Source organism: Leucobacter japonicus (genome assembly GCF_001273855.1).
Lineage (GTDB): Bacteria > Actinomycetota > Actinomycetes > Actinomycetales > Microbacteriaceae > Leucobacter > Leucobacter japonicus.
The window spans coordinates 33,557-60,187 of sequence record NZ_JHBX01000104.1; the positions used below are offsets into that span (position 1 = coordinate 33,557).

The 26,631-nt window shown below is 69.4% G+C and carries 27 protein-coding genes and 1 riboswitch; of the genes, 11 read left to right on the plus strand and 16 right to left on the minus strand.

From position 1 onward, the window contains the following. Positions 1–157 precede the first annotated feature (157 nt). A complete protein-coding gene (locus AMS67_RS04705) occupies positions 158–1,858 on the plus strand; it encodes a 2-isopropylmalate synthase (protein ID WP_370726584.1) in 1,701 nt (566 codons plus the stop codon). A 71-nt stretch (positions 1,859–1,929) separates the two neighbouring features. Here the strand turns inward: AMS67_RS04705 and AMS67_RS04710 are convergent, their stop codons facing one another. From AMS67_RS04710 to AMS67_RS04720, 3 genes are all read right to left on the minus strand, one after another. Next, positions 1,930–4,554: a M1 family metallopeptidase gene (locus AMS67_RS04710; RefSeq protein WP_082305299.1), complete on the minus strand. Its 2,625-nt coding sequence runs from the start codon at positions 4,552–4,554 to the stop codon at positions 1,930–1,932. Positions 4,555–4,723: 169 nt separating this feature from the next. Then, entirely contained in the window at positions 4,724–5,029 is a 306-nt protein-coding gene (locus AMS67_RS04715) for an LPXTG cell wall anchor domain-containing protein (protein ID WP_053386340.1), read from the minus strand. A gap of 48 nt (positions 5,030–5,077) precedes the next feature. Further along, a complete protein-coding gene (locus AMS67_RS04720) occupies positions 5,078–5,653 on the minus strand; it encodes a TetR/AcrR family transcriptional regulator (protein WP_053386341.1) in 576 nt (191 codons plus the stop codon). A gap of 152 nt (positions 5,654–5,805) precedes the next feature. On the opposite strand from AMS67_RS04720, the gene AMS67_RS04725 reads away from it, so the two are divergent. Further along, entirely contained in the window at positions 5,806–6,885 is a 1,080-nt protein-coding gene (locus AMS67_RS04725) for an NAD-dependent epimerase/dehydratase family protein (RefSeq protein ID WP_053386342.1), read from the plus strand. Between the two features lie 67 nt (positions 6,886–6,952). Here AMS67_RS04725 and AMS67_RS04730 read toward each other — a convergent pair whose 3' ends face one another. Both AMS67_RS04730 and AMS67_RS04735 read right to left on the minus strand, forming a co-directional pair. Further along, positions 6,953–7,435 carry a hypothetical protein gene (locus AMS67_RS04730; RefSeq protein WP_053386343.1) on the minus strand — a complete coding sequence of 161 codons (483 nt, stop codon included), beginning with the start codon at positions 7,433–7,435 and terminating at the stop codon, positions 6,953–6,955. A 72-nt stretch (positions 7,436–7,507) separates the two neighbouring features. Beyond that, on the minus strand, positions 7,508–7,927 hold the full coding sequence (locus AMS67_RS04735) for a DUF4383 domain-containing protein (protein WP_053352458.1): 420 nt from the start codon (positions 7,925–7,927) through the stop codon (positions 7,508–7,510). Positions 7,928–8,170: 243 nt separating this feature from the next. Between AMS67_RS04735 and AMS67_RS04740 the strand changes: the two genes are divergently transcribed. Genes AMS67_RS04740 through AMS67_RS04750 form a run of 3 tightly spaced genes read left to right on the plus strand, consistent with a single transcriptional unit; the run spans position 8,171 to position 11,386 of the window. Beyond that, positions 8,171–9,319 (plus strand): type III polyketide synthase, encoded by a 1,149-nt coding sequence (locus tag AMS67_RS04740; RefSeq protein ID WP_053386344.1) that lies wholly within the window; start codon positions 8,171–8,173, stop codon positions 9,317–9,319. Further along, on the plus strand, positions 9,316–10,062 hold the full coding sequence (locus tag AMS67_RS04745; RefSeq protein ID WP_053386345.1) for a methyltransferase domain-containing protein: 747 nt from the start codon (positions 9,316–9,318) through the stop codon (positions 10,060–10,062). Before AMS67_RS04740 ends, AMS67_RS04745 begins: the two co-directional genes overlap by 4 nt. A 4-nt stretch (positions 10,063–10,066) precedes the next feature. After that, positions 10,067–11,386 (plus strand): FAD-dependent oxidoreductase, encoded by a 1,320-nt coding sequence (locus AMS67_RS04750; protein WP_053386346.1) that lies wholly within the window; start codon positions 10,067–10,069, stop codon positions 11,384–11,386. On the opposite strand, the gene AMS67_RS04755 is transcribed toward AMS67_RS04750, so the two are convergent. Genes AMS67_RS04755 through AMS67_RS04765 form a run of 3 tightly spaced genes read right to left on the minus strand, consistent with a single transcriptional unit; the run spans position 11,356 to position 13,999 of the window. Beyond that, positions 11,356–12,138 carry an ABC transporter ATP-binding protein gene (locus AMS67_RS04755; protein ID WP_053386347.1) on the minus strand — a complete coding sequence of 261 codons (783 nt, stop codon included), beginning with the start codon at positions 12,136–12,138 and terminating at the stop codon, positions 11,356–11,358. The two genes, AMS67_RS04750 and AMS67_RS04755, sit on opposite strands and share 31 nt — an antisense overlap. Next, on the minus strand, positions 12,135–12,935 hold the full coding sequence (locus AMS67_RS04760) for an ABC transporter permease (protein ID WP_241487988.1): 801 nt from the start codon (positions 12,933–12,935) through the stop codon (positions 12,135–12,137). Before AMS67_RS04760 ends, AMS67_RS04755 begins: the two co-directional genes overlap by 4 nt. Beyond that, a complete protein-coding gene (locus AMS67_RS04765; RefSeq protein WP_053386348.1) occupies positions 12,932–13,999 on the minus strand; it encodes an ABC transporter substrate-binding protein in 1,068 nt (355 codons plus the stop codon). The genes AMS67_RS04760 and AMS67_RS04765 overlap by 4 nt, the downstream gene beginning before the upstream one ends. Before the next feature lie 31 nt (positions 14,000–14,030). Beyond that, positions 14,031–14,140: riboswitch (TPP riboswitch) on the minus strand. A gap of 51 nt (positions 14,141–14,191) precedes the next feature. On the opposite strand from AMS67_RS04765, the gene AMS67_RS04770 reads away from it, so the two are divergent. Then, positions 14,192–14,941, plus strand: a complete 750-nt coding sequence (locus tag AMS67_RS04770) for a YkoF family thiamine/hydroxymethylpyrimidine-binding protein (RefSeq protein WP_241487989.1) — start codon at positions 14,192–14,194, stop codon at positions 14,939–14,941. Next, positions 14,938–16,260 carry an NtaA/DmoA family FMN-dependent monooxygenase gene (locus AMS67_RS04775; protein ID WP_241487990.1) on the plus strand — a complete coding sequence of 441 codons (1,323 nt, stop codon included), beginning with the start codon at positions 14,938–14,940 and terminating at the stop codon, positions 16,258–16,260. The genes AMS67_RS04770 and AMS67_RS04775 overlap by 4 nt, the downstream gene beginning before the upstream one ends. A 40-nt stretch (positions 16,261–16,300) precedes the next feature. Here AMS67_RS04775 and AMS67_RS04780 read toward each other — a convergent pair whose 3' ends face one another. The 7 genes from AMS67_RS04780 to AMS67_RS04810 form a co-directional block, all read right to left on the minus strand. After that, positions 16,301–17,215 (minus strand): MurR/RpiR family transcriptional regulator, encoded by a 915-nt coding sequence (locus AMS67_RS04780; protein ID WP_053386350.1) that lies wholly within the window; start codon positions 17,213–17,215, stop codon positions 16,301–16,303. 2 nt (positions 17,216–17,217) lie between these two features. After that, a complete protein-coding gene (phnE, locus tag AMS67_RS04785; protein ID WP_156316543.1) occupies positions 17,218–18,063 on the minus strand; it encodes a phosphonate ABC transporter, permease protein PhnE in 846 nt (281 codons plus the stop codon). Continuing rightward, positions 18,060–18,896, minus strand: a complete 837-nt coding sequence (gene phnE / locus AMS67_RS04790; protein ID WP_053386351.1) for a phosphonate ABC transporter, permease protein PhnE — start codon at positions 18,894–18,896, stop codon at positions 18,060–18,062. Before phnE (AMS67_RS04790) ends, phnE (AMS67_RS04785) begins: the two co-directional genes overlap by 4 nt. Continuing rightward, positions 18,893–19,744 (minus strand): phosphonate ABC transporter ATP-binding protein, encoded by an 852-nt coding sequence (gene phnC, locus AMS67_RS04795; protein WP_053386352.1) that lies wholly within the window; start codon positions 19,742–19,744, stop codon positions 18,893–18,895. Before phnC ends, phnE (AMS67_RS04790) begins: the two co-directional genes overlap by 4 nt. Before the next feature lie 50 nt (positions 19,745–19,794). Further along, positions 19,795–20,808, minus strand: a complete 1,014-nt coding sequence (gene phnD / locus AMS67_RS04800) for a phosphate/phosphite/phosphonate ABC transporter substrate-binding protein (RefSeq protein WP_053386353.1) — start codon at positions 20,806–20,808, stop codon at positions 19,795–19,797. A gap of 8 nt (positions 20,809–20,816) precedes the next feature. After that, on the minus strand, positions 20,817–21,518 hold the full coding sequence (locus tag AMS67_RS04805) for an HAD family hydrolase (protein WP_156316544.1): 702 nt from the start codon (positions 21,516–21,518) through the stop codon (positions 20,817–20,819). Between the two features lie 83 nt (positions 21,519–21,601). Next, a complete protein-coding gene (locus AMS67_RS04810) occupies positions 21,602–22,324 on the minus strand; it encodes a hypothetical protein (protein WP_053386355.1) in 723 nt (240 codons plus the stop codon). 52 nt (positions 22,325–22,376) lie between these two features. Here AMS67_RS04810 and AMS67_RS04815 point away from each other — a divergent pair, with 52 nt between their 5' ends. From AMS67_RS04815 to AMS67_RS04830, 4 genes are all read left to right on the plus strand, one after another. After that, the gene (locus AMS67_RS04815; protein ID WP_156316545.1) at positions 22,377–22,970 is read left to right on the plus strand and encodes an HPP family protein; all 594 of its coding nucleotides are present in this window, start codon (positions 22,377–22,379) and stop codon (positions 22,968–22,970) included. A 99-nt stretch (positions 22,971–23,069) separates the two neighbouring features. Continuing rightward, on the plus strand, positions 23,070–24,227 hold the full coding sequence (locus tag AMS67_RS04820) for an NAD-dependent formate dehydrogenase (protein ID WP_053386357.1): 1,158 nt from the start codon (positions 23,070–23,072) through the stop codon (positions 24,225–24,227). 10 nt (positions 24,228–24,237) lie between these two features. Beyond that, the gene (locus AMS67_RS04825; RefSeq protein ID WP_206541741.1) at positions 24,238–25,170 is read left to right on the plus strand and encodes a LysR family transcriptional regulator; all 933 of its coding nucleotides are present in this window, start codon (positions 24,238–24,240) and stop codon (positions 25,168–25,170) included. A gap of 20 nt (positions 25,171–25,190) precedes the next feature. Beyond that, positions 25,191–25,745 (plus strand): HPP family protein, encoded by a 555-nt coding sequence (locus tag AMS67_RS04830; RefSeq protein ID WP_075201233.1) that lies wholly within the window; start codon positions 25,191–25,193, stop codon positions 25,743–25,745. A gap of 11 nt (positions 25,746–25,756) precedes the next feature. Here AMS67_RS04830 and AMS67_RS04835 read toward each other — a convergent pair whose 3' ends face one another. Then, positions 25,757–26,584, minus strand: coding sequence for a glycerophosphodiester phosphodiesterase family protein (locus tag AMS67_RS04835; protein ID WP_053386359.1), 828 nt, complete (start codon positions 26,582–26,584; stop codon positions 25,757–25,759). Positions 26,585–26,631 lie beyond the last annotated feature (47 nt).

The following is a 26,631-nucleotide window of genomic DNA, read 5'->3' on the forward strand; positions in this document are numbered from 1 at the left end:
CACTCCGCTACTTGTCTGAGGAGTTGTGCTACGCTCGTCGCCATGCGCCCCACCACGCTGCTCCTGCTTCGACGCCACGACGAGACCTAGCCCGGCCGGCTCCTCGTCGTGGTGGCATTCGTGCCGGCCCGCACGATCGAACCGAACGGAGCCCCGCATGTCTCTCATCACTCGCCCCACTGACGCCGCGCAGCCGACGGCCAGAAATCACTGGAACCGGCAGACCCCCTCGACGATGCCCTCGCATCGGTACCGCGACGCCTTCGCACGTGTGGCGATCCCGCACCCCGCGCCGGGCGCAACCCGCGCCTGGCCCGACGCCCGCCTCACCGAGGCACCGCTCTGGGTGCCCGTCGACCTGCGCGACGGCAACCAGGCACTCGCCGAACCCATGGACCCGGAGCGCAAGCGCCGGTTCTTCGAGCTCATGGTGCGGATGGGGTACCGCGAGATCGAGGTCGGCTACCCGTCGGCCTCGCAGACGGACTACGACTTCGTGCGCCTGATCGCCGAGACCGATATCGCACCCGACAACGTGACGATTGTGGTCTTCACCCCCGCGCGGCGCGACCTCATCGAGCGCACCGTCGCCTCCATCGCGGGAATCACGAACGACGTCGTGATCCACATGTACACGGCGACCGCTCCCACCTGGCGCGACACGGTACTGGGTCGGGATCGCACGGCGCTGCGCGAACTGATTCTCGATGGCGGTCGCGACCTGCTGGAACTGGCGGGCCACCTCCCGAACGTGCGCTTCCAGTTCTCCCCCGAGGTCTTCAACCTGACCGAACCCGACTACGTGGTCGAGATCTGCAACGCGATCACCGAACTGTGGGATGCGCGCCCCGAACGCCCGGTGATCCTGAACCTTCCCGCCACCGTCGAGATCGCGACCCCCAACGTGTACGCCGACCAGATCGAGTACATGCACCGCACGCTCGCCCGGCGCGACGGCGTCATCCTCTCAGTGCACCCTCACAATGACCGCGGCACCGGCATCGCGTGCGCAGAACTGGCGGTGCTCGCGGGGGCGCAGCGCGTCGAGGGGTGCATCTTCGGCAACGGCGAGCGCACCGGCAACGTCGATATCGCGACGCTCGCCCTCAACCTGCACGCGCAGGGCATCGACCCGATGATCGACTTCTCAGACATCGACGAGGTACGCCGCACGGTGGAGTACTGCAACCGCATCGAGGTACACCCCCGGCACCCCTATGTCGGCGACCTCGTGCACACGGCCTTCAGTGGTACGCACCAGGATGCCATCAAGAAGGGCTTCGCCGAACACCGCGCCCGGGCCGCAGCCTCTGGAGTCCCCGAGCACGAGGCCGAGTGGCGCGTGCCCTACCTGCCCATCGACCCTGCCGACCTGGGGCGGGGCTACGATGCGGTGATCCGCGTCAACTCTCAGTCGGGCAAGGGCGGCATCGCGTACCTGCTCGAGTCGGCCTATGGCATCGAGTTGCCCCGCCGATTCCAGATCGAGCTGGCGCGGAGGGTACAAGTACACACCGACCGCAGCGGCATCGAGGCGACCGCTCACGAGCTCTGGAACGTACTGGAACGGGAGTTCATCGCACCGGTGCCGGTCGACGACGCGACCATGCGCATCGAGCCGCGCGTGCTCCCGGGCCTCGGCCCCGTCGAGGCACTCACTGCCGCGCTCGCCGAACACGGGGTCACGGTTGAGGTGCTCTCACTGCACCAGACGAGCGTCGGCTCGGGCAACGGCAGTCGCGCGCTCACCCTCGTGGAGTATCGCGGTGCACACGGCGACGTGCGCTGGGCAGGCGGCATCGACACCTCGATACTCGCCGCCACGACCGCCGCGGTGATGCGGGCGGCCGCAGCGTAAGCGCGTACCCGAGCTCACCTCGGACAGGTGGGAGCACCGACACATCAACCGCGGCGCTCCCACCCCGAGGGCTACGGTCGTGAGTTCTCCGAAGCCGACCCCAGGAGGTCATCGACTCCTGCCGCGTCGCCAGTCACGGCTGACCGTCGCCGACGCCCCGCGGCAACGAGGAGCGCACCCGCCGCAAGAACCACGATGGCGCCTGCCCCGAGCACCCACGGCAGCATTCCCGACGACCCCGTCACCGAGAGACCGTTCTTCGCGCCGGAAGCACTCGTGGCGTTCGAACCAGCGGTGCCCGAGCCCGCCGCACCCGATCCGGCCGCGCCAGCATCACTGCCTGCAGCTGCGGCGCCAGTGGCCCCGCCCGTGGCACCCGCTCCCGAATCTGCACCGGCACCGGCACCGGCACCCGCGTCCGCGGTTCCCGTGGCAGTGGCGGTCGCGGTCGCTCCCGCTGTCGCTCCGGCGGTGGCTCCGCCATCGGCATCCGCAGCAGCATCAACTGCGCTCGGAGCGGCAGCGACTTCGACGTCGCCCCAACCGATCAATTCGCCGACCGCAGACCGAATGGCGAGCTTGTGGCTGCGCAGTTCCGCATCGCTCGGAATCGTCACCGCGAAGGTGTTGCCGGTCACCGGGCCGCTGCCGAGCTCAATCGGATCAGAGAACAGCACCGCGCTGAACGTCTCACCGTCGTAGTCGTCGCTCGGCAGTGTCACCGTAATCGTCTGCCCCGGGTTCGCGGTCGCCGGGGGTTCGACCCCGCCGCGGGTCTCTTCCGTGAGGTCGTCCTCGGTGATCGGGGGAAGTGCAGCAGTCGAGTGCGCGACCGAGCACGAGGTGCACGTCACACCCAGCGTGTCCGCACGCGCCGCCACCTCGAACGCTGCACCGTGTGCCCGCTCGCCGATGTGGACGACGAACGACACCGTAGCCGTCGCCCCCAGTCCGGTCTCGGGCACCGTCCACGTCAGGTGATCCCCCGCGAGCGACAGCTCGGCCGGCAGCGTCGCCGCATCGACGACGACGCCAGTGGGAAGCGCGCTCAGATCGACGGAGACGACGCTCCCGACCGCGGGTACCTTGCCGGTGTTCAGCGCGGTGAGCGTATAGCTCACGTCGGACCCCACGGGTACCTGGCTCCCAGCGGGGTCACTCGCGAGCGCAAGATCGAGCGTTTCTTGCCAGGCCGGCTTGTCGGCGTCGAAGATCCAGTCCTGGAAGAACCCGCCCAGGTCGCGCCCCGAAAGTTCTTCGGCGAGTGCGCGGAACTCCGTCGTCGTCTGGCTGGTTCCGGCGTTGTCGGCGATCCAGGTCTTGATGAGTTCGTTGTACACGGGCGGAGTGAGCGCCTGCTTCAGGGCCTCGAACGTCATCGCGCCGCGGTTGTAGACCTGCCACCCGAAGAGATCGGCCGGGTCGGTCATGCCACCCGGAGGTGTCGCCCAGTCGGAATTCGCGGCATCAGTCGCGTTCCATGAGTTGAAGTACCTGGTCGCCGTCGTGGTCGCGGAACCCTGCACCTCTTCGGCGTACATCGCCGACGAGTACGTGGCCATGCCCTCGCTGATCCAGATGCTGTTCCAGTCGGCGGGGCTCACTTCATCGCCGAACCACTGGTGCGCGAGTTCGTGCACCAGTGTGCTGACACTGACGCCGCCTTCGAAGTATGAGCGATCCTGCGTCTCGAGCGCATAGCCGAGACTGGTCACGTCGAATACGAGGCCGGTGCTGTTGCCGGGGTACGGCCCGTACTTCGTTTCCAGGAACTGGATCATGCCCTGGATCTGCCCGCGCCGGGTCGCGATCGTGTCTTTCAGCGACTGCCGCACCGACGAATCGACGAACGACCACTCCGGAATCACGCGACCATCGGTCAGGGTCACCGACGATTCGTGCACGTCGTAGTTGCCGATCGACAGCATGGTGACCATCGTGGCCATCTGCTTCTGCTGCTGCCACACCCACGTCGTCTCGCTGCCGTCACCTGACGGAGTACGCGATATCAATTCGCCGTTACTCGCGGCCGCGGCGTCCTTGCCGCCGATCTGCGTCGGGATCGTGATCGCGAAGTCGAACGTCGCCTTGTCCGCCGGGGTGTTGTTGCTCGGAATCCAGGTCATCGTGCCGACTGGCTGGCCGAGCGCAGTGGCTCCGTCTGATGTCGGCACCCAGCCCTCCGGTGACCCGTCGGGGTCAGTGTGCGTGACCGGGGTGCCCGAGTACGACACCGCGACGGTGAATTCTCCCGCAACGACGGGTGCCGTCGGCGTGATGATCAACTTGTACGCGCTCGTCGCCGGATCCTCGGTACGCGTGAACGTCGCAGCGTTGCCGTTGACCAGTACCGAATCGACAGTGAGTCCCTCGAAGTCGAGCGAGAAGGATCGCAGCGCCTCGGGCGCCTGCGCCGTGATCGTCGTGGTCGCGGTGATGGACCCGTCGGCCACGTAGCGCAACTGCACGTCGTAGTGGCTGACGTCATAGCCCGTATTGCCGATGCCCGTAAAGAGCGAATCGCCGATGGATTGCCCGCCGTCAATGGGCTCCGCCGCCTGCACCGCGGAGGAACCGAGCACAAGGCCCAGTGGAGCTGTCAGTGCCAGGCTGGCGGCCAGGGCGATCGCGCGGGTACGCCTCCGCGTTCGGAGATGGGCGCGCTGGGGAGCACGCCACAGAGAGGTGAGCTGCATGGGTCACGCTTTCTCGACGAGCGCAGGGCAGCGCTGCGGTGCGCTCGTCAGGTCGAGGTCGTGGCCCAAGTGGACCACGACCTCACGCTAGCGAAGGCATGTTACGACAGCAATACAGTTTCTGTGAGTGCACTCAAGGCTGCGTATGCAGCGAAGCCGCAAGCGACGACTACCGGGTGGAGCCGCTCGGGTCAGTCGGATCCGCCGGATCACTCGGCGTCGTCAGATCGCTCGGGGTCGTCGGATCAGCCGGACTGTGCAGCCCGAGCGGGTCCGCGGCATCCACCGCACCACCCGCGGTGCTCACGACGCCCGGTGATCCCGCAGCCGCCTCGGCGAGCGCCGCCGCTCGCCGCTTGCGCACCGCACCGAAGATCAGCAGCGCCGCCGCGAGAGCGATGACGACGATCGCGGTGATGACCCACGGGAGCGTACTCGCGCCGCCGGTCTGGGCCAGTTCGTCGATGCCAGTCATGGTGCACTCCTTTCGGCCGCGCCCCGTGCAGGCGGGTCTGCCCCCACCCTACGCGGTCGATGCCTCGGCGAGCACGGCAACCTGTCGCCGCAGTGCCTCGCGCCGGTCTTCGGCGCTGCTGCCGGGCCCGAGCACGAGTTCGGCGAGTCGCTCGAGCGTCCACCACCCCGTCACGAGGGTGACGATGGTGAGGAGCAGTTGCTCGGCACCGGCAGCGTCGAGCGTCGGGATCGCCCGCACCAGCGACGCCGCCTGCGCCTCGCACGACAGTCGTCGATCGCTCGGAGCCGCGGGCTCTTCGAGCTCCAGACTCTCCCAGGCGAGCAATCGGGCGAGCTCGGGCGACTCGCGATAGCGATCAAATAGTGCGATCGCGTAGTTCGCGGCCGCGTCGGGGCCGCTGCCCTCGATCGGGGCGCTGTCGAGCAGGTGATCCAACCGGTCGGTGAGCACTGCGGAGAAGAACGCCCGTTTGCTGCCGAAGTACTGGTACACCCGCTCTTTGTTGACGCCCGAGTCGCGCCCGATCGCGTCCATGGTCGTACCGGCGAACCCGTTCAGCGCGAACTGGCGCACCCCCGCCTCGAGCAGTTTGCGCTGTGTCGCCTGCGTATCCCACGCCATGCGACCACTCTATCCAGCGCGCGCCTGAATCTGCAAACGAGCATTTGCAAACGGACCGTTGGGGAGGTACCGTTTCCCCAACGATCCGTTTGCAAATAATCATTTGGATCAGCGAAGCGCCCCGATCGCGGCGCAGGAAAGGCAGCAGCCACGTGTCTCAGCACCCCACCCCATCCGCCGATCACGCACGTCTCGACTCCCCTCGGCGCACCGTCTCCGCGCTCGTCATCGGCGCGAGCGGAGCCGTCGGCCGAGCCATCACCGAGGAACTCACCCGCACCGGTCACCGATTCACCGCAGCGAGCCGACGCGCAGACGACCCGGCGGCACGCATCGACCTCGGAGCGACGCACGGCCTCACCGCCCTCAGCACGGCCGCGAGGCAGCACGACGTCGTCATCAATGCCTCGGGCATCGAGCGCGCCGAGATCGCCGGCGTGCTCGCCGCTGCAGGCACGCCCTTCGTCGACATCTCGGCGACGGGCGCCTACCTGTACGAGCTTGCCGCGGCGAGCAGAGCAGGGACCCGCGCCGCAGCATCCAGCGCAGCAGCACCCGAGCCCGGGCCCACCGTGGTGCTCGGGGCAGGCATCGCGCCCGGGCTCAGCACCGCGCTCGTCGCCGATCTGCTGGAGGCGCACGCCCGTTCGAGGGCGACCGCGCTGACGGTCAGCGCACCCGAGATCGACGTCGCCGTGACCCTGGGTGCCGGCGAGGTGCACGGGCCCGCGGCCCTCGCATGGACCGCGGGCTTGGCCGGTCGCGCGGTCTACGGGGCACCAGAACCGCACCCCGTGCAGAACTTCATCGAGTCGCGCACGCTGCCCACAGCGATCGGGCCGCGCCGCTTCCTGCGGGCCGATTTCCCGGACCAGGTGCTGCTGGCGACCCCACCCCCCACCGGTGCGACCCCCGCAATTCGCAGCTACCTCTCGACGGGCAGCCGTCTCGCAACGGCGGCACTCGGGTTGGTCGGGCGGGTGCCCGCGCTGCGTTCGCTCGTGGCCCGCGCTCCCCATATCGGCGATGAGCGCTGGGAGATTCGTGCGATCGACCGCGCTACCGGAAAGCACCGCCTCGCCACCGGATCAGGCCAGTCACGGGCGACGGGCATTATCGCCGCACACGCCGCGATCGCGGCGGCTGAGCAGCCCCGCCTCGGGGCCGTGCCGATGAGCGCCGTGCTACGCACGGAACAGCTGGCGCAGCTGCCCGGCGTCACCGTCGGCTGAGACCGAGGACGCGCACCGAGGGCGCACACCAGAGCGAGACCGGGGGTGCGCGAGCCTCACCGACTCGTCAGTGCCCGCCGTGGTGGAAGGTGCCGTGCGGCACCGCGAACTCGCCGGCTTCGCTCGCGGCGAGGGCCGGCGTCGCGATGGCCGCGACCAACATGGCCTGAATGACGAGCGCGAGGGCGAACACGCCCGCGCGGCGCGTTCCGCGATTCCCCTCGCGTGCCGCACTCCCCCGCCGCACCTCGATCACCGCGGCGATCGCGATCGACCACTGAAAAATGAAGAGCGCGAGAAACGGCACGAGCGCCAGAGGCCCGGTGAGTAGGAGGAACGCAGCGGCCACCAGGCCGACGAGCCCTCCGGCAATTGAAGCGCGGGGCATCACCACGCGTTCGGCGCGCAGCACCGCGAAGGCCCACACGAGATGCAGTGCCCCCAGGGCGCCGACGGGGATCGCGACGGCGAGGGGTGACCCGGCCGCGGTCGCGAACCACACGAGGCCGGCTCCGAACGATGCCAGAGCCGGCCACAGTGCGCGAATCATCAGAAACCTCGAATCATTCGACGGTGATGAACGGTGCGGTGGTACACCGCACCGTTCAGAACGGAGCGACGATCAGATTGCCGCGCGAGGCGCAGCGGGAGCCACCTGCTTATCGGCGCCGAACGCGACGGCGAGCAGCACCAACGCGCTGCCGAGGTGGAGAATGTGGTCAGCCGTGTTCAGCGCCAGAATATTCGCCGCGGTGTTCGCGATGAAGAAGCCGACGATACCGAGCAGCAGGTAGACCGCACCGACGGTGCCATTGACGCCCTTCGCCGCGCGCACGTTCGCGAGACCGGCGAGCAGCAGCACGGCACCGATCAACAGGTGGGCGATATTGTGCAGCGGATTGACCTCGAAGATGCCGAGCAGCAGTCCGCCCTCGGTAGCGATGAATCCAACGCCCCCGGTCACGGCAAAGCCCAGCAGACCGACCAATACATAGACCGCACCGAAGATCACTCCGAGAATGCGGTTGGGTGAGTTCTTCACGACGTTCTCCTTCATTGTTGCGGTGATGTTCGCCGTGGGACTGACGTGTCGACGCCGCGCGCATCACCTGGTTTCCCCAGTGTTGATCGTTCGGAGCGGAAGCGATAGTGGGTTGCGGGACACCGCGAACGTGCAGTAAGTTCCCAGCTTTCTCCGCAATGCGCGCCGCAGCCAGTGTCCGCCGGCCCGTGCACCCCACGTCAAGGCCTGGGCAAAGTCAGTGCTCGGGGCTAGGTTGTCCCCATGGTCACGCAGATTCTCGGAATCGGCACCGCAGTGCCGCGCGCTCGTCTGGCCCAATCCCGCGCCCGGGATTTCTTCGCCGCCCAGCCCGGGGTCGATCGGCTCGCCGCCAGACTCATCTCGGCCGCCTTCGATCAATCGGCGATCGAGTCGCGCTACTCGGTTATCGGCGGGCTCGATGACGATGATGGTTCGTTTTCGCACGCCGAGCTGTTCACGGAGGATCGCGAGGTGCTGCGGGCCCCGTCGACCGGCGAGCGGAATCTCGTGTATCGCCGGGAGGCGCCCCCGCTCTCGGAGCGCGCCGCCCGCGACGCACTGGACCGGGCCGGCGTTGCCGCAGCCGACGTGACGCACGTGGTCACGGCGTCGTGCACCGGATTCTTCGCACCGGGCCCCGACTACCTGCTCGTGCGCAACCTCGGCATTCCGACGAGCGCGGAACGCACCCACATCGGTTTCATGGGCTGCGCTGCGGCGTTCCCGGCATTGCGCGCCGCAACCCGCATCGCCGACGCCCAGCCCGGTTCGGTGATCCTCGTCGTCTGCACCGAGCTCTGCTCGCTGCATATCCGCTCGTCACGCGATCCCGAGCAGATCGTCGCCTCGGCCGTGTTCGGCGATGGATCGGGCGCTGCGGTGGTCGCGTCAGACCCATTCCCGCACCACCGCGCGACGCCCACGCTCGAGGTCGGCGCATTCTCGACGGCGATTACGTCGGAGGGCGAGGCCGACATGGACTGGACCATCGGCGACCACGGGTTCGAGATGCGACTCACGGCGAACGTGCCGCGCATCATCGGGCGCGAGATCGCCGGCGTCGTCGGGCCGATGCTCGCCGATGACGCTGCGGGCGCGGAGAGCGCCGAGCCGCACGGCGTCGACGCGTGGGCCGTGCACCCCGGCGGGCGCAGCGTGCTCGATCGCGTGGAGAGCGGGCTGGACCTCCCGGAATCGGCGATGCAGGTCTCACGCGGCGTGCTGCGCGACTACGGCAATATGTCGAGCGCGACGATCCTGTTCATTCTGCAGCGCATCCTCGCCGACGACGCGCTGCACGATGGCGCGAGCATCGCTGGGCTGTGTTTCGGCCCAGGGCTGACCGTCGAAACCGCACGGTTCACCCGGCGGGCGGCGCGTTCGACATGAAGCTCTCCGAGCTCGACCGGCGAAACACGCAGCTGCGCGAGATCATGGACGACCCCGAGTGCGAGCCGGCGCAATTGCGGCGCACGCTCGAGCGTTTCGGCATCGTGAACTCCGCCGTCGCGCGTTGGGGTCGGGTGTACCGCACACACATCCGCCCCGCGTTCTCGGCTGCGCGCGCCACGGGCGGGGCGGAGCAGCGTCTGCTCGATATCGGCTGCGGAGGCGGTGATGTGCTGCGCCGCCTGGTGCGCTGGGCGCGACGCGACGGCTACCGCGTCTCAGGCCTGGGCATCGATCCCGACCCGCGTGCCATCGCCGTCGCTCGCGCCGCAGCGCCGCTCGACGGCGTGCGCTACCGGGAGTGCTTCAGCGACGAACTCGCAGCATCGGGGGCGCGCTTCGACGTGGTGGTCTCGAATCATCTGCTGCACCACCTTGAGACGCCGGCGCTCGAGGCGCTGCTCGCCGACTCCGAGCGGTTGGCGGATCGCCTCGCCGTGCACTCCGACATCGCACGCGGGCGGTTCGCCTACGCCGCGTTCTCCGTAGGCGTTGCGCCGGTGTCACCCGGCACGCTGCTGCGCGTCGACGGCCTGCGTAGCATTCGGCGGAGTTACCGGCCCGCTGAGCTCTCGGAAGCACTGCCCGCGAACTGGCACATGGAGCGAGTCGGACCGTTCCGGCTGCTCGCCGTGCATCGGCCGAAGCGGGCGATGGCCCGGCTCGAGACGGCGCGGGCGTGAACCCATGAGTGCCGAACGCGAGGCCCCCGGGGTGCACGAGGTGCTGATCATCGGTGCGGGGCCGAGCGGCACGCTCCTGGCCGCCGAACTGCGGCGGCTCGGCGTGGAAGCGCTGCTCATCGAGCGTCGCACCGACTCAGCGCCGGGCAGCCGGGCGATCGGGGTGCATCCGCCCGTGCTCGCAGCGCTCGAGCCGAGCGGGGCGACCGCACGCATTCTCGAGGGTGCCGCCCGCATTCCTCGGGGCATGGCCCGCGCAGCCGGGCGCACGATCGCGACGGTGCGATTCGATCGTCGGCACCCGCGCTTCCCGTTCATCGCCGCGGCTCCGCAGCAGGTCACGGAGGCGGCGCTCGCGGCGATCGCCCCTGAGCCCCTCCGCGGAATGCGGGTCATCGGGGTGCACGCCGCGGGCGACCTCATGCGGGTGCGCGCCGAAGACGCCGCGGGCGACACCACCGTGTGGGCCGCGCGCACGGTCGTGGTCGCGGCGGGCGCCCGCGGACGGCAACTGCTGAGCGGGTTTCTCCCCGTGCGCGCGCACGCCTACGCTGACCGATATCTCATGACCGACCTCGCCGATGCTCCGGGAGAACCCGAGCACACGGCGGTCATCACGCTGGGGGCGAGCGGTGTCGCCGAATCGTTCCCGTTGCCGAACGGCGGTCGGCGACTGGTCGCGCGCGTCACCGCCGCCGGCCCGCACGAGGCGCGGGAACGACGCGGGCGTCTGACGAGCGCTGGCGCTGATATCGGAGACGCTGAGATCGGTGACCGCACCGGCGAGGTCGATCTCGCCGGGCCACTGGCGCGCGCCGCGCAAGCCGCCGATGTCGATCGACTGGCGGCTGCCGTGCTCGAGCGGATCGGGCGTGCCGAGCTGGCATCGCGGGTCACGGCGGCAACCGGGTTCGGCATCCGGCGCGTGCTGCTCTCGCGCATGGTCTCGGGGCCGTGGGCGCAGCACGGCGCCGGATCCGGCTACGTCATCGCCATCGGTGACGCGGCCCACGAAGTCAGCCCGATCGGGGGTCAGGGCATGAACCTCGGTCTGCTCGATGCGGTGACCCTCGCCCCGGTGCTCGCGCGCCTCCACGCGCACGCTCTGGTCGACGAACCGCACGCGCTTGCGCACTGGGAGCGCAACCGACTCGCGTCGGCACGCACGGCCGGGCGACTCGCCGGGCTCAACACCGCGCTCGGGCGCCCGTGGCCCCGGCCGGTCACGGGCACGATCGCCGCTGCGATGCGCACGGCGATGCGCACTCCGCTCGTGCGACTGCCCGAACGCGCCTATGCCATGGGGTTCGATCGCGACGCCTGAGCCCGCAAGAGCGCATGGAGTTCCGCTTCGAGCGCGGGCACCCGAGGGTCGACGAGAAACCGTTCGTCGCGCGGAATGTCTCGACTGACTTCGACCGACCCCGCGATGGGCGCGGGCCGGTTGGCAAATACGATCACCCGGTCGGCCAATCGCACCGCCTCCCGAATGTCGTGCGTCACGAACAGGATGCTCCAGCGGTGCACGTCCCACATGTCGAGCAACCAGCGCTGCAGCTCATCGCGCGTGATGGCGTCGAGCGCCCCGAAGGGTTCGTCGAGCAGCAGGATCGGGCGATCCTGCACGACCGCACGCAGAAACGACACCCGCTGCCGCATGCCACCCGAGAGCTGCCGCGGATACCGATCGGCCGCGTCGGCAAGCCCGAACGGTGCGAGGAGCGCCGTCACCCGCTGTCGGGCCTCGGAGCGAGATACTCCCTGCACTTCGAGCCCGATCGCGGCATTCGCGACCACGCGCCGCCACGGCAGCAGGGCGTCGCGCTGCGGCATGAACGCGAACGGGCGCGGTGACGGCAGTGGGGATCCGTCGTACCTGATCTCGCCGCCGTCGAGCGGGAGCGCGCCCGTGAGCAGCGAGAGGAGTGTCGACTTGCCGCTGCCGCTGGCACCGACCAGTGCGACGATCTCACCCGGGTCGAGCGTGAACGAGACGTCGGCCAGCACGCGGCGCTCGCCGAAGCGCTTCTCGACGGACGCGAGCTCGAGCGTCGCCGTGCCGGAACCCGCCGTCATCGCGCACCCGCCGGCTCGCCACGGTCGATGCGCATCCACGGCAGCGCGACGCGCTCGACGAGCACGACGAGCCCGAAGAGCGCCAGCGTCAGCGCGGTGCTGACGCCCACGGCGGCGAGCACGAGGTCGGTGCGGAAGACATTCTTCGCCGACTGCATGTACACGCCGAGCCCCGCGACGGCCCCGGCGTACTCGGCGAAGATCGCGCCGACCACGGCATAGGTGATCGAGATGCGCAGCGCCGAGAAGAAGGACGGCATGGCCGAGGGCAGCCGCACGAGACGGAAGACCGAAACGCGCGACGCCCCCATCGACCGCAGGAGCTGCTCGGCGTCGGGGTCGGCGGACGCGAAACCGCGCAGCAAACCCACGACCATCGGAAAGTAGGTGACGAATGCGACGAGCAGAATCTTCGGCACCAGCCCGAACCCGAACCAGAGCACCACCAGGGGCGCGATCGCGATGAGGGGAAGAGTCTGGCTGACGATCAACAACGGCAGCAACGCTGATCGGAGCACCCGTGAGAAGTCGAGCACCGTTGCGGTGAGCGCTGCCACCACGACCGAGAGGCTGAACCCGGTGAGCGTCGCCAGCAGCGTCGGCAGGGCATGGTGCAGAAGCGCGCCGCGTTCGGTGGCCCCGGACGACGCGACACGGGTAGGCGACGGCAGCAGTTCGGAGGGAACGATGCCCGAGACCGAGACCCACTGCCAGAGACCGAGCAGCGCGACGAGCGCGACGGCGGGCGGGAGCACCCGCCGCACCGTCACGCTCACCGCGTCTCGGGCGAAGGTCACTCGAGGTACTCGTCGGTGTAGTAGTCGCTCCAGTCGGGCGCCTCGGTCACCGTCGAGCCGTCGGCGTCGGTCAGGAAGCCGCCATCGACCAGAAACGCGCCGAATGCGTTCCATGCCTCAGGGTTCGCCGCACCGATCTCGCGGTCGGGCGACGTGAAGTACTCGTCGGCGAGCAGTTTCGCACTCTGGTGCACGAGCTCGGTCGCGGTGCCGAGCGTGTCGGGGTTCGCCTCGATGAGCAGATCGGCGGATTCCTCCGGATGCTCGGCAGCGTAGGCGTACCCGCGGGCGACCGCCTGCACGAACGCGCGGGCTTCGTCGGGGTGCGCATCGAGGTAGGCCTCGCTCGAGACGATGCCCGTCGACTGCTGCTCGGGCACCCCGAAATCCTGGTAGCTGAACTCGCGGTACGGGTGCCCGTCGATCTTCGCCTGCAGATCTTCCCAGGTCGCCACCGACAGAGTGAAGTCGATGCGGCCCTGCGACAGCGCCTCGTAGGCACCGGTGTCGAGCGTGACCTCGGTGAAGTCGCCGGTGCCACCGTCACCCGCGATCGTGGACGATGCGAGTGCCGAGTACAAGGGGGCCCCGAAGCCGCCGAACGTCTTGCCGTCGAGGTCTTTCGGTCGGGTGATATCGTCTCGGCCGGCGAGCGCGACGATGCGACCGGAGTCGATCTGCGTGACGCGGTACACCGACACGAGGTCGAGGCCAGCGGTGCGCGCCGTCTGCACGCCCGGCTGCCCGCCGATGCCGAAGTCGGCCTCGCCCGCGGAGACGAGCTGCGTCGCCGACGTCGTGCCGTAGGGCAGAATCTCGACGTCGAGCCCGGCATCGTCGAAGTAGTCGAGTTCGTCGGCGACGTAGATCCCGATGTGGTTGGTGTTCGGCGCCCAGTCGAGCGCGAAGGTGACCGGGGTCGCTCCGTCGGAGCCAGAGTTCGCCGAGTCGTTCGCGTCGGCTGCGGTGGAGCAGCTCGCGAGCCCTGCGGCGAGCGCCGCGGCGATGAGACCTGTGGCGATCCGGCGCATATTGCGGCGTGGATGGGTGGGGTGGTTGCGCATGAAAGCGTGCCCTTCTGTGGTGAATGGGGCACGGGTTCGTAGAGTGTCTCCCTGCGCTGGCATGATCCAGATCAGGTTCGACGGTCGAAAGTTGAGTACTTTCCTCTCAGCCCGGCCTACCGGACTCCCGTGTGGCACTCACCCTAGCAACATTCGCGCAAGTGGCGCGCTTCGTCCCCTAGGGTGGGCTGCGTGACGCAGACCTCACCGAGCACGCAGCCCGCACCGATCCCTCAGCCCGCATCAGGCACTCAACCCGCACCCGGTGCTCAGGCCGCAACCGAGCCGATGACGCCCGTGGAGTACGGTGTCGGGGCGCGCTTCACACTCTCCGTGTACGACTCCGAGTACGTCCGGATCATCTTGGGTGCCCTCGCAAGCGCCTCGGCTGATGGGCTCACCGTCGAGACGAACGACATCTCGACGTTCATCACCGGCAGTGAACAGCGGGTGCTCGAGTACGTGCGCGACGTGATCTCGGCGGCTGCGGAGAGCGGCGCGCATCTCTCGGCCGCGATTCTGCTGTCGCGCGGCTGCCCCGGCGAGCTGCAGTGCGCGCTGCCGCCCGGCGTGTACGCGCTCGCTGCGTCGCCCATCGCGTTGTCGCCTACCGGGGTGCGCGCCCGAGCGCACTGGTCGCTCTACCCGCTGCTCGACGCGCACGGCGCCGACGGAGCGCACGGCTCGCGTGCCGACTCCGCGCCCGCCGACCACATGACCCCGATCTACGCGGCGATCGAGCAGGCGAAGCACGAGGGCGTCTACTCCGGCTCCGATCACTACGCCACCCGGCTCGACGGCGACCTCTCGGCGGTGCTCGAGACGGCCGCAAACGCGTGGATCGGCGTGGGCGCCACGGTGCAGCACGTCGTGACGCACCTCACGGTCTCGATCAATAGCCCGTCGATCGCGGGCATCCCGGCTCCCGAGCTCACGGTATGACCAGCACCAGCACCGGCCGCGGCATGCACCTGGTCGGCATGGTGAACCCGCCGACGAGCCAGTACTCCGAGAACTGGCGCAACCCGCTCGGACGCACCGACTGGCTGAGCGGGGCGTTCTACGCCGACCTCGGGCGCACGCTGGAGCGCGGCTGCTTCGACATGATCTTCTTCGCGGATGCATTGGCGGTGCCCGAAGACGGTGCGGGTGGGTTCGCAACGACGCTGCGAACCGCGGGCAAGGGCGCCATCTATCTCGACCCGATCACGAAGGTGTCGCTCGTCGCGGGGGCCACCTCGCGCATCGGCCTGGGGGCGACGGTGTCGACGAGTTTCGTGCCGCCGTACACGATCGCCCGGCAGTTGCTCTCCGTCGATCACCTCTCGAACGGCCGTGCCGCCTGGAACATCGTCACCTCGACCACCGACGCCGAGGCGCGCAACCAGGGGCACGAGGGCATCGCTCCCCCGGCCGATCGCTACGATCGCGCCGACGCGGTGGTCGACACCGTGGTCGAGCTCTGGCGCAGTTGGGAGCCTGGAGCGCTGGTGCACGACCAGGCGACCGGCGAGTTCGCCGATGCCACCCGTGTGCACCGCGTCGCGGGGTCGCTCTCACGCGGTCCGCTGACCCTGCCGCAGAGCCCACAGGGGTTTCCGGTGCTCATGCAGGCGGGGTCGTCGCCGCGCGGCCGGGCGTTCGCGGCTCGGTGGGCCGAGGTGGTGTTCGCGATCGGCGACTCCCCCGAGGCGATGCGTGAGCTGCGCACCGAGATTCGGGATCGCGCGCGCCTCGACCACGGCAGAGACCCTGACGCGATCCGCGTGCTGCAGGGCGTGCAGCCGGTGGTCGGGTGGACCGATGCCGAGGCGCAGGCGAAGCTCGCGGCCCTCGTCGCCCAGATCGACCTGCCCGGCGCACTCGAAAAGCTCGGTCGACTGCTGCATGCGGAGTCGCTCGACCCCGCGGCCCGGGCGACCGAGGTGCTCGCCGCCCACCGCGGGGCGACCGGCAGCGTCGGGTTCGAAGACATGCTCGCCGCGGTCAGCGAGCGGCGCGGGTTCACGGTGGCGGATCTCGCGATCGAGCAGGCGCTGAATCAGCTGCACCCGCAGCTTGTCGGCTCGCCCGCAACGATCGCCGACGAGCTGCAGCACCTGTTCGAGAGCGAGGCGGCCGACGGCTTCATCATCATGCCGGCGCTCTATCACTCGTCGTTCGAGGACTTCGTGAACGGTGTGGTCCCTGAGCTGCAGCGGCGCGGCATCTTCCGCAGCGAGTACTCCGGCGTCACGCTGCGGGATCACCTCGGCGGGTAGCGGTACGCGCCAGGGGTCAGTCCGCGCTCCCCGCGCTCAACTACTCCTCGAGCGCGCCCGCGAGCACGTCGAGCACCGCCGACCGCGCCGCCTGCCCGCGTTCGCCCCGCAGCTCGACGAACGCGTCGACGAGGTGCTCGGTGAGAAGCATGAGCGCGGCGCGCGAGGTGTGGATGAGCTCGTCGTGGAAGCTGCCCCCCACGGGCGGCACGACGAGCGAGACGTCGGCGCGGCGGTCGACGGCGGAGCGCGCGAACGAGGTGATGGCGAGCACCTGGGCGCCGCTCCGTTTCGCGGCATCCATCGACTCGAGGGTGGCGCGGTTCGCACCCGACCCCGAGAATACGACGCAGACGGAGCCCGTGCCGAGCTGGCGGGCGGCGATCTGCTGCGCCATGGGGTCGGCGAACTGCTCGACCGAGCGGCCCGCCGAGTTCAGGCGCATGGCGAAGTCGAGCCCGAGCGGGCTCGAGAGCCCGTTCGCGATCACCAGCAGTCGGTCGGCGCGGTCGAGGGCGTGCACGAAGGCGTCGACCCCCTCGACGGTGAGGGCCGCCAGGGTGTCGTCGAGCCGTGCGGCGAGGCGGCCGATGCGCGAGCGCAGCGCGCCGAGGATCGTGGCGTCGCCCGCCGCCGATCCGGCGCCATCTCCCCCGCCCGAGCCGCCGCCGAAACCACCCGCGGCCTCGGCCGCCGCGCCCTCGAGCGCGAGCTCTTGCACGAGCGCGACGCGCAGCTGCGGGTACCCCTCGTAGCCGAGCGATTGCGCGGCGCGGATCACGGTGGTGCGCCCCACCTCCACCCACTCCGCGAGCGACTGGGCGGTGCAGGCGACGGCGCGCTCGCGGTCGGCGGCGATCGCCTCGACGACTCGGCGCTCGGTGCGCTGCAGTGAAGGGGCGAGTGAGGCGATGCGTGCGCTGGGGCGCGCGTCGGGGGCTCCGTGCCAGGCCACCGTTACCTGCTTCCGTTCATGATCCGGCGACGAATCGCGCCCGAGATCGTATCCATGAGCATCGTCGCCACGATGACGACGATCAAGAGCATTCCCAGCGTGTCCCACTGCCGATAGTTGGTGTAGTTCGACAGCATACTTCCGATGCCGCCCGCCCCGACAAGACCGAGCACGGCGGAGGTGCGGATGTTGATCTCGAAGCGGTACAGCGCGAACGAGAGCAGCGCCGGCGCGACGGCGGGCCAGATCGCCCAGCGGGTCACCTCGGCGGTCGACCCGCCCGCGGCGCGCACCGCTTCGGATGCCCCTTCGTGCGCCGACTCGACCGTCTCGTACACCCACTTACCCTGGGTGCCGATGCCGGCGATGCCGAGCGCGAGGGCACCGGTGAGCGGTGTGAGGCCGGTCACCGTAAGCAGCACGAGGGCGATGATCACCTCGGGCACCGCACGGATCACGGCGAACACCCCGCGCAGCAGCGCGCGCAGCCACGCCGGGCCGACGGAGCGCGCGGCGAGCATGCCGAGCGGCACCGACACGATGACGCAGAGCATGGCTCCCATCCACGCCATCGAGATCGACCGCCAGGTCTCGAAGAGCGCCCGCGGCAGCTTCTCCCAGTTGGGCGACGCGAACATGAGTTCGAGGTAGTGCGCGATCTGCCCCGGCACGGCGGGGAGGTCGCTCCAGGTGATCTGCAGCGTGCCTCCGGCGACGAGGATCACCAGCGCCGCGACCACCGCCCACGCCGTGGGTGCGAGACGCGACGGCCGAGCCGGCAACTGCAGTGGCGCGTACGCCTGCATGGCAGGGCTTGCCTTGGGCCGAGTGTCGAGCGATGCGCTCATACGAGCCTCCGGCGGATGACGTTGGAGAGCACTTCGATGGCGATCACGACGACGAGGATCTCGAGGATGATGACCGAGACATCGGAGTAGGCGTAGAACCCGCGGCGCTCGTCGAGCAGCCGCCCGATGCCGCCCGCGCCGACGATGCCGAGAATGGCCGAGATGCGCACGTTGAGTTCGAGCGCGTAGAGCCACTGGTTCGCGAACAGCGGCCACGCCTGCGGAAGTGCCGTGGCGCGGTTGATCTGAAACTGCGTGCCACCCGCGGCGCGGCCGGCCTCCATGTAGCGGTGATCCGCCGCATCGATCGCCTCAGAGACGAGCTTCACGACGATGCCGATGTTGAACAGGAAGAGCGTCACCACACCGGGCAGTGCGCCGACCCCGACCATCGCCACGAGCACAGTCGCGAAGACGAGGTCGGGCACCGCGCGATTGATGTTGTTGAGGGTGCGCACGAGCCCGCGAGTGACACGGTTCGGGTTCGTGGGGGCCGCAGCCCAGAGGGTGAGCGGGATCGAGCACACCGCCGCAGCGGCCGCTCCCACCAGGGCCATCTGCAGCGTCTCGACGAGCGGCGCCCAGGTGCGCGGTAGGAAGGCGAAGTTGGGCTGCGCCAGCTGCACGAGCTTCGTCACGCCGTTGCGCCAGTTCTTCGCAATCGCGGCGAGGTCGAGCTCGATGCCGCCAATCGCCGGCAGACAGGTGAGCACGGTGAAGCCGACCACCGCCGCGATGATCAGCGCCGTGCGGAGCGTGTGGCGCGGGCGCGGCGGCACCTCGAGCGGGGCCTCGAGCTCGGTCTTGATCTCGGTGTGAGCCGCGCTCGTCATGCCTGCGACCCCAGTCGGTCGCGAGGTTGAATCGGTCGGCCGTAGATCTGTTCGAAGTCGGCGTCGGTCGCCGATGCCGCGGGCCCGTCGTAGACGACGCGGCCGTCGCGCAGCCCGATCATGCGGGTCGTGTACTGGCGGGCGAGATCCATGAGGTGGATGTTCACGAGCACGGTCAGGCCGCGCTCGGCGTTGATGCGCTCGAGGTCGGCCATCACGGCGTGCGCGGTGGGCGGGTCGAGACTCGCAACGGGTTCGTCGGCGAGCATGACGCTCGGCTGCTGCGACAGCGCGCGGGCGATCGCGACGCGCTGCTTCTGCCCACCCGAGAGCGAACCGGCGCGCACCCACACCTTGTCGAGGATGCCGACCGAGTCGAGCGCCCGCAGCGCGATGTCGCGATCCTCGGCGCTCGGCAGCCCGAGCAGCGTGCGATAGGCGGGCGAGTGCGCAAAACGGCCGACGAGGGTGTTGCGGTACACGCTCGTGCGCTCGGCGAGATTGAACGCCTGGAAGATCATGCCGATGTGTCCGCGCGCCTCGCGCAGCGCGCGACCGCGCAGCTCGGAGATGCGGTGCGGGCCAACGGTGACGCTGCCGGCGGTCGCGGTGCCGCCGGCAGCGCCGACGAGACCGTTGATGGTGCGAATCAGTGTGGACTTGCCCGATCCCGAGAGCCCGACGATCGAGACCATCTCGCCGGGCTCGATGGTCAACGACACATCGTGCAGGGCACGGGTACCGTTCGGATAGGTGACGGAGACCCCGTCGAGGGCGATGCGCCACGAGGCGGCGGCCGGCGTCTGCCGACCGCTCGCCCCGCGGTGCTCATCGAGTGAGTGTGTCATCGAAGTGCTTCGTGCTCCTGCGTGTGGTGGTGTGCCGCGCTGCCGCGACGTCACTTCGCGAACTGCGTGAGGATCTCGCCGTAGCGCGAGATCTCGTCGTCAGCCGTCTCGCTGGTCCAGTCCGAGAGACCGACGAGGTCGAACATCACGGTCTTCGCCTCGTCCGAGGAGTCGGCGTAGTCGTCCATCAGCTTCGTCAGCTGCTCGACGAGGTCAGCCGGGAGGGTGTTCGAGACCGCGACGCCACCGTTCGGGATCATCTCGGTGTACGCGAACGCGGTCACCTTGTCGGCGACGTCGGGAGCCTCGGCGGTGACCGTGGTGCGCGCGTCCCAGTAGCCGAAGCTGACCTCGGCGTCACCGTTCGCCACTGCGAGCACGGCGTTGTTGTTGCCCTCGACCGGCACCTGGGAGATGTCGGCGTCGGTGTCGATGCCCGCGTCGCGCATGGCGACGACCGGGTACTGGTAGCCGGCGGGAGACGTCGCAGCCTGCAGTGCGACCTTCGTGCCCTTCGAGATCTTCTTCAGCGCGTCGATGCCGGCTTCGCCCTGGCCGGTCGCATTCTTCCCGGCTTCTTCGATGCCGTTGCAGTACGAGAGCTCGATGTCGCTCGCGGCGTACGTCGCCTTGACCGGGGCGGTCTCGCAGTACTTGTCGGGGTTGTTGGTGTACGCGACCGAGGAGTACGAGGTCGCCCCGAAGCGCACGTCGCGCAGCACGAGTTGAGCGTCATACTGGTTCATGGCCTGGTAGAGCGAGCCGGCGTCGGTGATGACGACCTGTGCCTGGTCGGCGCCGAGCGCCTCGACCGTCGCGGCGTAGTCGCTCGCGACAACGCCTTCGACCTCGATGCCGAGACCGTCGGAGAGGTACGTCGTCAGCGGGTCGAGCGCCTCGGCGAGGTCTTCGCCCTCGACCGAGGGAACGAGCGACACCGTGATGGAGTCGGGCCAGGCCTGCGCTTCGTCGGTGGCCGACGCCGAGGAGTCGCTGGCACTGCAGCCCGCGAGACCGAGCGCGGCGACGGTGAGGGCGCCGATTGCGAGAACGGATGAACGCATGGGTGGGGTTACCTTTCGATGCCGGATCCCGCGCCGAGCGGCGCGGAGGTGCTGGAAGCCGCGAGCGCGGCCCAGGTTTCGATCTCGGTGCGCAGCTGCGCGAGCGAGGCTCCGCGCATCGTCACCGGAACAGTGGAGGTCGCCGCGGTCGCGCCCACCAGCGCGGTATCCGCGCCGAGGGTGATCGCCGGAACGAGGTCGTATTCGGCGATGTCACCGATCGCGAGCACCGGGCCGTGAGCGAGGAGTCGCTCGACGAGCGGCGCGAGCCCGGCAGGCTTGCCGACGGTGAAGTGGCGCTCGTCGAAACGGTGCTGCACGCCCCACGACGCGAGCACGCGGTCGATGCCCGGCTCGGGAGCATTCGTCGCGAGAATCAGACGCGCCGAACGCCCCAGTGTTTCGAGCATGTCATCGAGTCCGTCAACGGCGTCGACGGGTGCGCTCGCGGTACCGAGCAGTTCCCGGCTCTCGGCGTACGCGCGCTGCGCTGCCTCTGCGGTGACGCCGTCAGCGACTGCGAGCGATCCGACGATGTCGTACCCGTCACGGAAGGCGCTGTCACCCGCGTCGTAGCGAGCGAGCTCGGCTTCGACCCGATCGAGGTACCCGGCTGCGGCGGCCGCGGCGACGCAGTGCGCATACGCGCGCACCGGGCCGTGGCCGACGGCGAGGGTGCCGTCGAAGTCGAATACGATGCTCGGTGCCATGTGCGCTCCTTGAGTGTTTGGACGATGCATCCAAAGTTACGGAGCGATATGGACGAAATGGCCATCAGCACATGAACAGACCGTTACGAGTCGATGGCGGCATTCCAACGCGCGGTGGGTTCGCCCTCGAATTCGGCGATCAGCGCCTCGACCTCGCCCCCGAACGGAAACGCCGTGATGAGTTGCAGGGGCGCGCCCGCAGTCGGCGCGATGCCGTAGATGAGCGCCGGCGATCCGCCACTGATGACCCCGGCCGCATCCGTAAAGCCAGCCCCGCCCGAGGCTCCGCCAGGCTCCTCGACGTCACCAGCGACCTGAGCGAACACGACGCGGCTCGCGCCGTCACCGATCAGGGCGTTCCCCTCCGGCGTCCCCGGAGCGGGCGAGCGCAGCGCCGGCAGCGCGACCCGCGACAGGCGCTGCAGCGGGGTCGAGCCGTCGGCGGCTCCGCGCGTGAGATGGAACGCATCAGGCGCGAGCCCGAATGCCCGCGCCACCTCGCCGTGCAGCCAGCGGTCGCGCTTGAACCCGAACGGAGTCGGCACCTCCGAGAACCAGTACCCGTAGACGTGCATGACGCCGGCGTTGCCGATCGGGAACTCCGCCGAAATTCCCGCTGCAGCGTGCAGCACCTCGAAGAGTTCTCGGTCGAACGAGGCCACGCCGGTGTGCTCATCGATGACCGTCGATCGGCCCCAGTCGGCGAAGCGCCCGGCCACCGCATCGTCGTGCACGCAGGCGAGCACGAAGTCGAGATCGGGCGGGGCTTGCTGCGCTTCGAGCGGGGTCTGTCGCGGGTCAATCACCCCACGATGATGTCACGCACGGGGCGAGCGAACGGTACAGTGTGGGGTGCTCATGCTCAGATCACTCATCACGCGCTCCCAAGCTCGCACGTCGTGGCTGCGCATCCTGTGCGGGTCGCTCACGGGCACCGCAGTCGTCACCCTGATCAGCGTCTACGGCGGCACGGTGGGGCATCCGCTGCTCGTCGCGGCATTCGGCTCGTCGTGCGTATTGGTGTTCACGCTGCCCGACTCGCCGCTCTCGCAGCCGGTGAACGTGATCGGTGGGCACGTCATCGGGGCAGTCGTCGGCATTGCCGGGAGCCTGCTGCTGCCCGTCGCACCGTGGAGCCTGGGCCTCGCGGTCGGAGTCGCGCTCGCGGCGATGGCTGCCCTGCGCATGACCCATCCGCCGGCGGGCGGCGCCCCGATCGCGATCATGCTGGCGAACGAGCACTGGTTCTCGCTCGTGCCGCTCATTCTCGGCGGTGCGGTGATCATCGCGCTCGGCGGCTCGCTCTACCGACTCGCGTTCTCGGCTGCGGCCCGCCACCGCGATCGCGCGCTCGTCCGTGCCGAGGTCGCACGCAAGCGCGCCGCAGCCGAAGCTGAGGAGGACGCGCACATCTCCGCGGCCAACACCGCATCCATCGCTCTCACCGAATAGGCATGCGGAGCTGCCTGATGGACGCCCCGCCTCCGTCGGTCATAGCGTGAAAGAACTGCGGCGCAACGATCGCGACGCACCTCACGCAAGGAGATATTCATGGCCAAGGTTCTGCTCGTTCTCTACCCGGATCCCGTCGGCGGCCTGCCGAAGACCTACGCGCGCGACACGATTCCGACGCTGACGGCGTATCCGAACGGGCAGACCCTCCCTTCGCCGCAGGGCATCGGTTTCACGCCGGGCGAGCTGCTCGGTTCGGTGTCGGGTGAGCTCGGCCTTCGCGAGTACCTCGAGTCGAACGGCCACGAGCTGGTCGTCACGAGCGACAAGGACGGCGAAGACTCGGAGTTCGAGCGGGAGCTGGTCGACGCCGAAGTCATCATCTCGCAGCCGTTCTGGCCCGCATACCTCACGCCCGAGCGCATCGCGAAGGCGAAGAACCTGAAGATCGCGATCACCGCCGGCATCGGCAGCGATCACGTCGACCTGAAGACGGCGATCGAACGCGACATCACCGTAGCCGAGGTCACCTACTCGAACAGCATCGCGGTCGCCGAGCACACCGTGCTTCAGGTGCTCGCACTGGTGCGCGACTTCGTGCGCCAGCACGACATCGTGCGCGATGGCGGCTGGAACATCGCCGACGCCGTGCAGCGCTCGTACGACCTCGAGGGTCTCGATGTGGGCATCTTCGCCGCGGGCCGCATCGGCCGCGCCGTGATCGAGCGCCTCGCGCCCTTCGGTGTCAAGCTCAGCTACACCGATCGCTACCGCCTCCCCGCCGAGGTCGAGGAGCAGTACGGCCTCACGTTCCACGAGAACATCGAGGGGCTCGTCAAGAACATCGACGTACTCACCGTGCACGCGCCGCTCACCGACGAGACGAACGGTCTGCTGAACGACGAGCTGCTCAGCACATTCCGCCGCGGTTCATACATCGTGAACCCGGCCCGTGGCGCCATCGCCGACCGCGACGCGATCGTGCGCGCGCTCGAGAGCGGCCAGCTCGCGGGGTACGCCGGCGACGTATGGGCCCCGCAGCCCGCCCCGGCCGATCACCCGTGGCGCACGATGCCCAACAACGCCATGACGACGCACACGTCGGGCACCTCGCTGCCCTCGCAGGCGAAGTACGCGGCGGGCACCCGCGAGATCCTCGAGGCATACTTCGAGGGCCGCGAGCAGCGCCCCGAGTACATCATCGTGCAGGGCGGCGCCTACGCCGGCACCGGTGCCCACTCGTACGCGAAGAAGTAGGGTGAGCAGGGTGGCGAGGTCGCAGGGCGTCGCCACCCCGACCCCCTCGCGCACGCTCGAAAGGCCAACGATGCTCCTCTCCCAGCTCGAGTACTTCGTCGCACTCGCACGGGAGCAGCACTTCGGCCGCGCGGCCGCCGCTGAGTTCATCTCTCCGTCGACGCTCTCGGAGTCGGTGCGCAAGCTGGAAACCGAGCTCGGGGTGCCACTCGTGCGTCGCGGTCGCAGTTTTCAGGGGCTCACGGCCGAGGGCGAACTGGTGCTCATCTGGGCGCGGCGCATGGTCACCGACCATCGCGGGCTCTCCGACGAACTGGCAGCCGCCCGTGATCGACTGTCGACGCGCGCACGGTTCGGGGTCATTCCGTCCGGGATCGACGCTGCCGCACACATCGTCTCCGAACTCGAGTCTGCGCACCCCCTGGTCACGGCCTCGATCTCGACGGGCCTCACGTCTGAGGAGATCGTCTCGCGGCTCCGCGCGTACGAGCTCGACGCCGGGGTGATCCACCCCTCCGCCGCCGACGGCCCCGACCTGCACGTGCTCCCGCTCGCGCCGGTTCGTGCGGTCGTCGTCAGCCGCCCCGGCACCTTCCCCGACGACGTCACGGAGGTCGACGGGCAGATGCTCGAGTCGGCCGCGCTCTGCCTGCTCGAACCCCACATGCGCGCCCGCCAGATCTTCGATCAGCGCATGCGTGACTGGGGTCTCGACGTACGGCCGCGCGTCGAGACCGACTCGGTCGAAGCGCTCCTCGCACTCGTCGCGACCGGGCCGTGGGTCACGGTCGTTCCCGAATCTTCACTGCACCGCACCACCGCCGAGTTGCGCGTGCTCCCCCTCATTGAGCCGGATGTGCTCAGCCCCCTCGCCCTCGTTCGTATGGCCGACGACCCGATGCCTCCCATCGCGGCCGCCATCGATGCGGCAACGCGCGGCTGATTCCCGGCGGAAAGTCCGCCATGTTCTCCTCGTTCTTCATCCGTCCGCAGGCACGGCTTTCGACCGCGCGACTCCTCTGCGCCGCGGGCACCGGTGCCGCAGTCATCGCGGTGCTCAGCCTGCTCGGCTCGGCCACCAACCTGCCACTGCTCGCCGCCGCCTTCGGCTCTTCGTGCGTGCTGGTGTTCACGCTGCCCGACTCGCCGTTGTCGAAGCCGGTCAACGTGATCGGCGGGCACGTGCTGTCGGCCGCGGTCGGGCTCATCGCCCGCTTCACGCTCCCGACCGCCTGGTGGAGCCTCGCACTCGCGGTCGGTGTCGCCCTCGCCGTCATGGCTGCGCTGCGCGTCACCCACCCGCCGGCCGGCGGCACCCCGATCGCCATCATGCTGGCGCAGGAGGGCTGGTGGTACCTGCTGACGCCGATCCTCATCGGCTCCATCATCGTGTCGCTCGGCGGCACGATCTTCCGATACGTGTCGGCGTCGCTCGCGCGGCGACGCGATCGCGAACTCGCGCGGCTCGAACGCGAGGTGCGTGCGGCGGCACCCGCAGCGCAGAACGCCGCTCGCTGAGGCGGTTCCGGTCAGCGCTCCCCGCCCCGCAGTGCCGCGACGGCGACGTCCGTGCGATCCGACACCACGCCGTCGACCCCGAGTGTCGCCAGCCGGCGCATCGTCGCGGCATCGTTGATCGTCCAGACATGCACCTCGACTCCGTTCGCGTGCGCTGCCGCGATGAGCCGCGGGCTCAGCACGCGAATCGGCCCCTGCTGCTCGGGAATCTGCAGCGCATCGAAGCCCGCGAGCGCACGCGCGGCGAGCCGTCGCGAACCGAGCGCCACCGCGAGCAGCACCCGGATGAGCGCACCCCGACCCGGCGACGTGGCGGGCAGGCTGGCTGGCAGCGTCGCGGGCCGCTCCAAACCGGCCGCCTCGATCGCCGCACGACGAAACGTCTCAGAGAAGCTGGTGACCAGCACGCGTTCGGCGTGCGGGGCGACGATGCGCCCGAGCGGCACCGCGACGGCGGCCGCCTTGACGTCGATGTTCCAGTGCGCGTCGGGGAACTCGGCGAGCGCCTGCTCGAGCGTGAGCAGGCCACCGCGGTCGGCGAAGATGTCCGCGAGCTCGGCAACATCGACCTCGGTGATCAGGCGTGGATCGCCCGCGACACGACTGAGGTCGGCGTCGTGGGCGAGCACGACGACACCGTCGCGGGTGAGGTGGCAGTCGGTTTCGAGCAGGTCGGCCCCGGCGGCGAGCGCGGCGGCGAATGTGGCGCGGGTGTTCTCGGCGATGCCCTGCGCTGCGAGCTCGGCAGACACGAACCCCCGGTGGGCGATCACGCGCGGATGCCCCGCCCCGTCGAAGTAGGGGTGCGGGTCGTGCGAGTGCGGCGTCGAGTGCGGCATGGGTTCACCGTACCCGCTCACGCCCGCACCACCCCAGCACCGCCGCG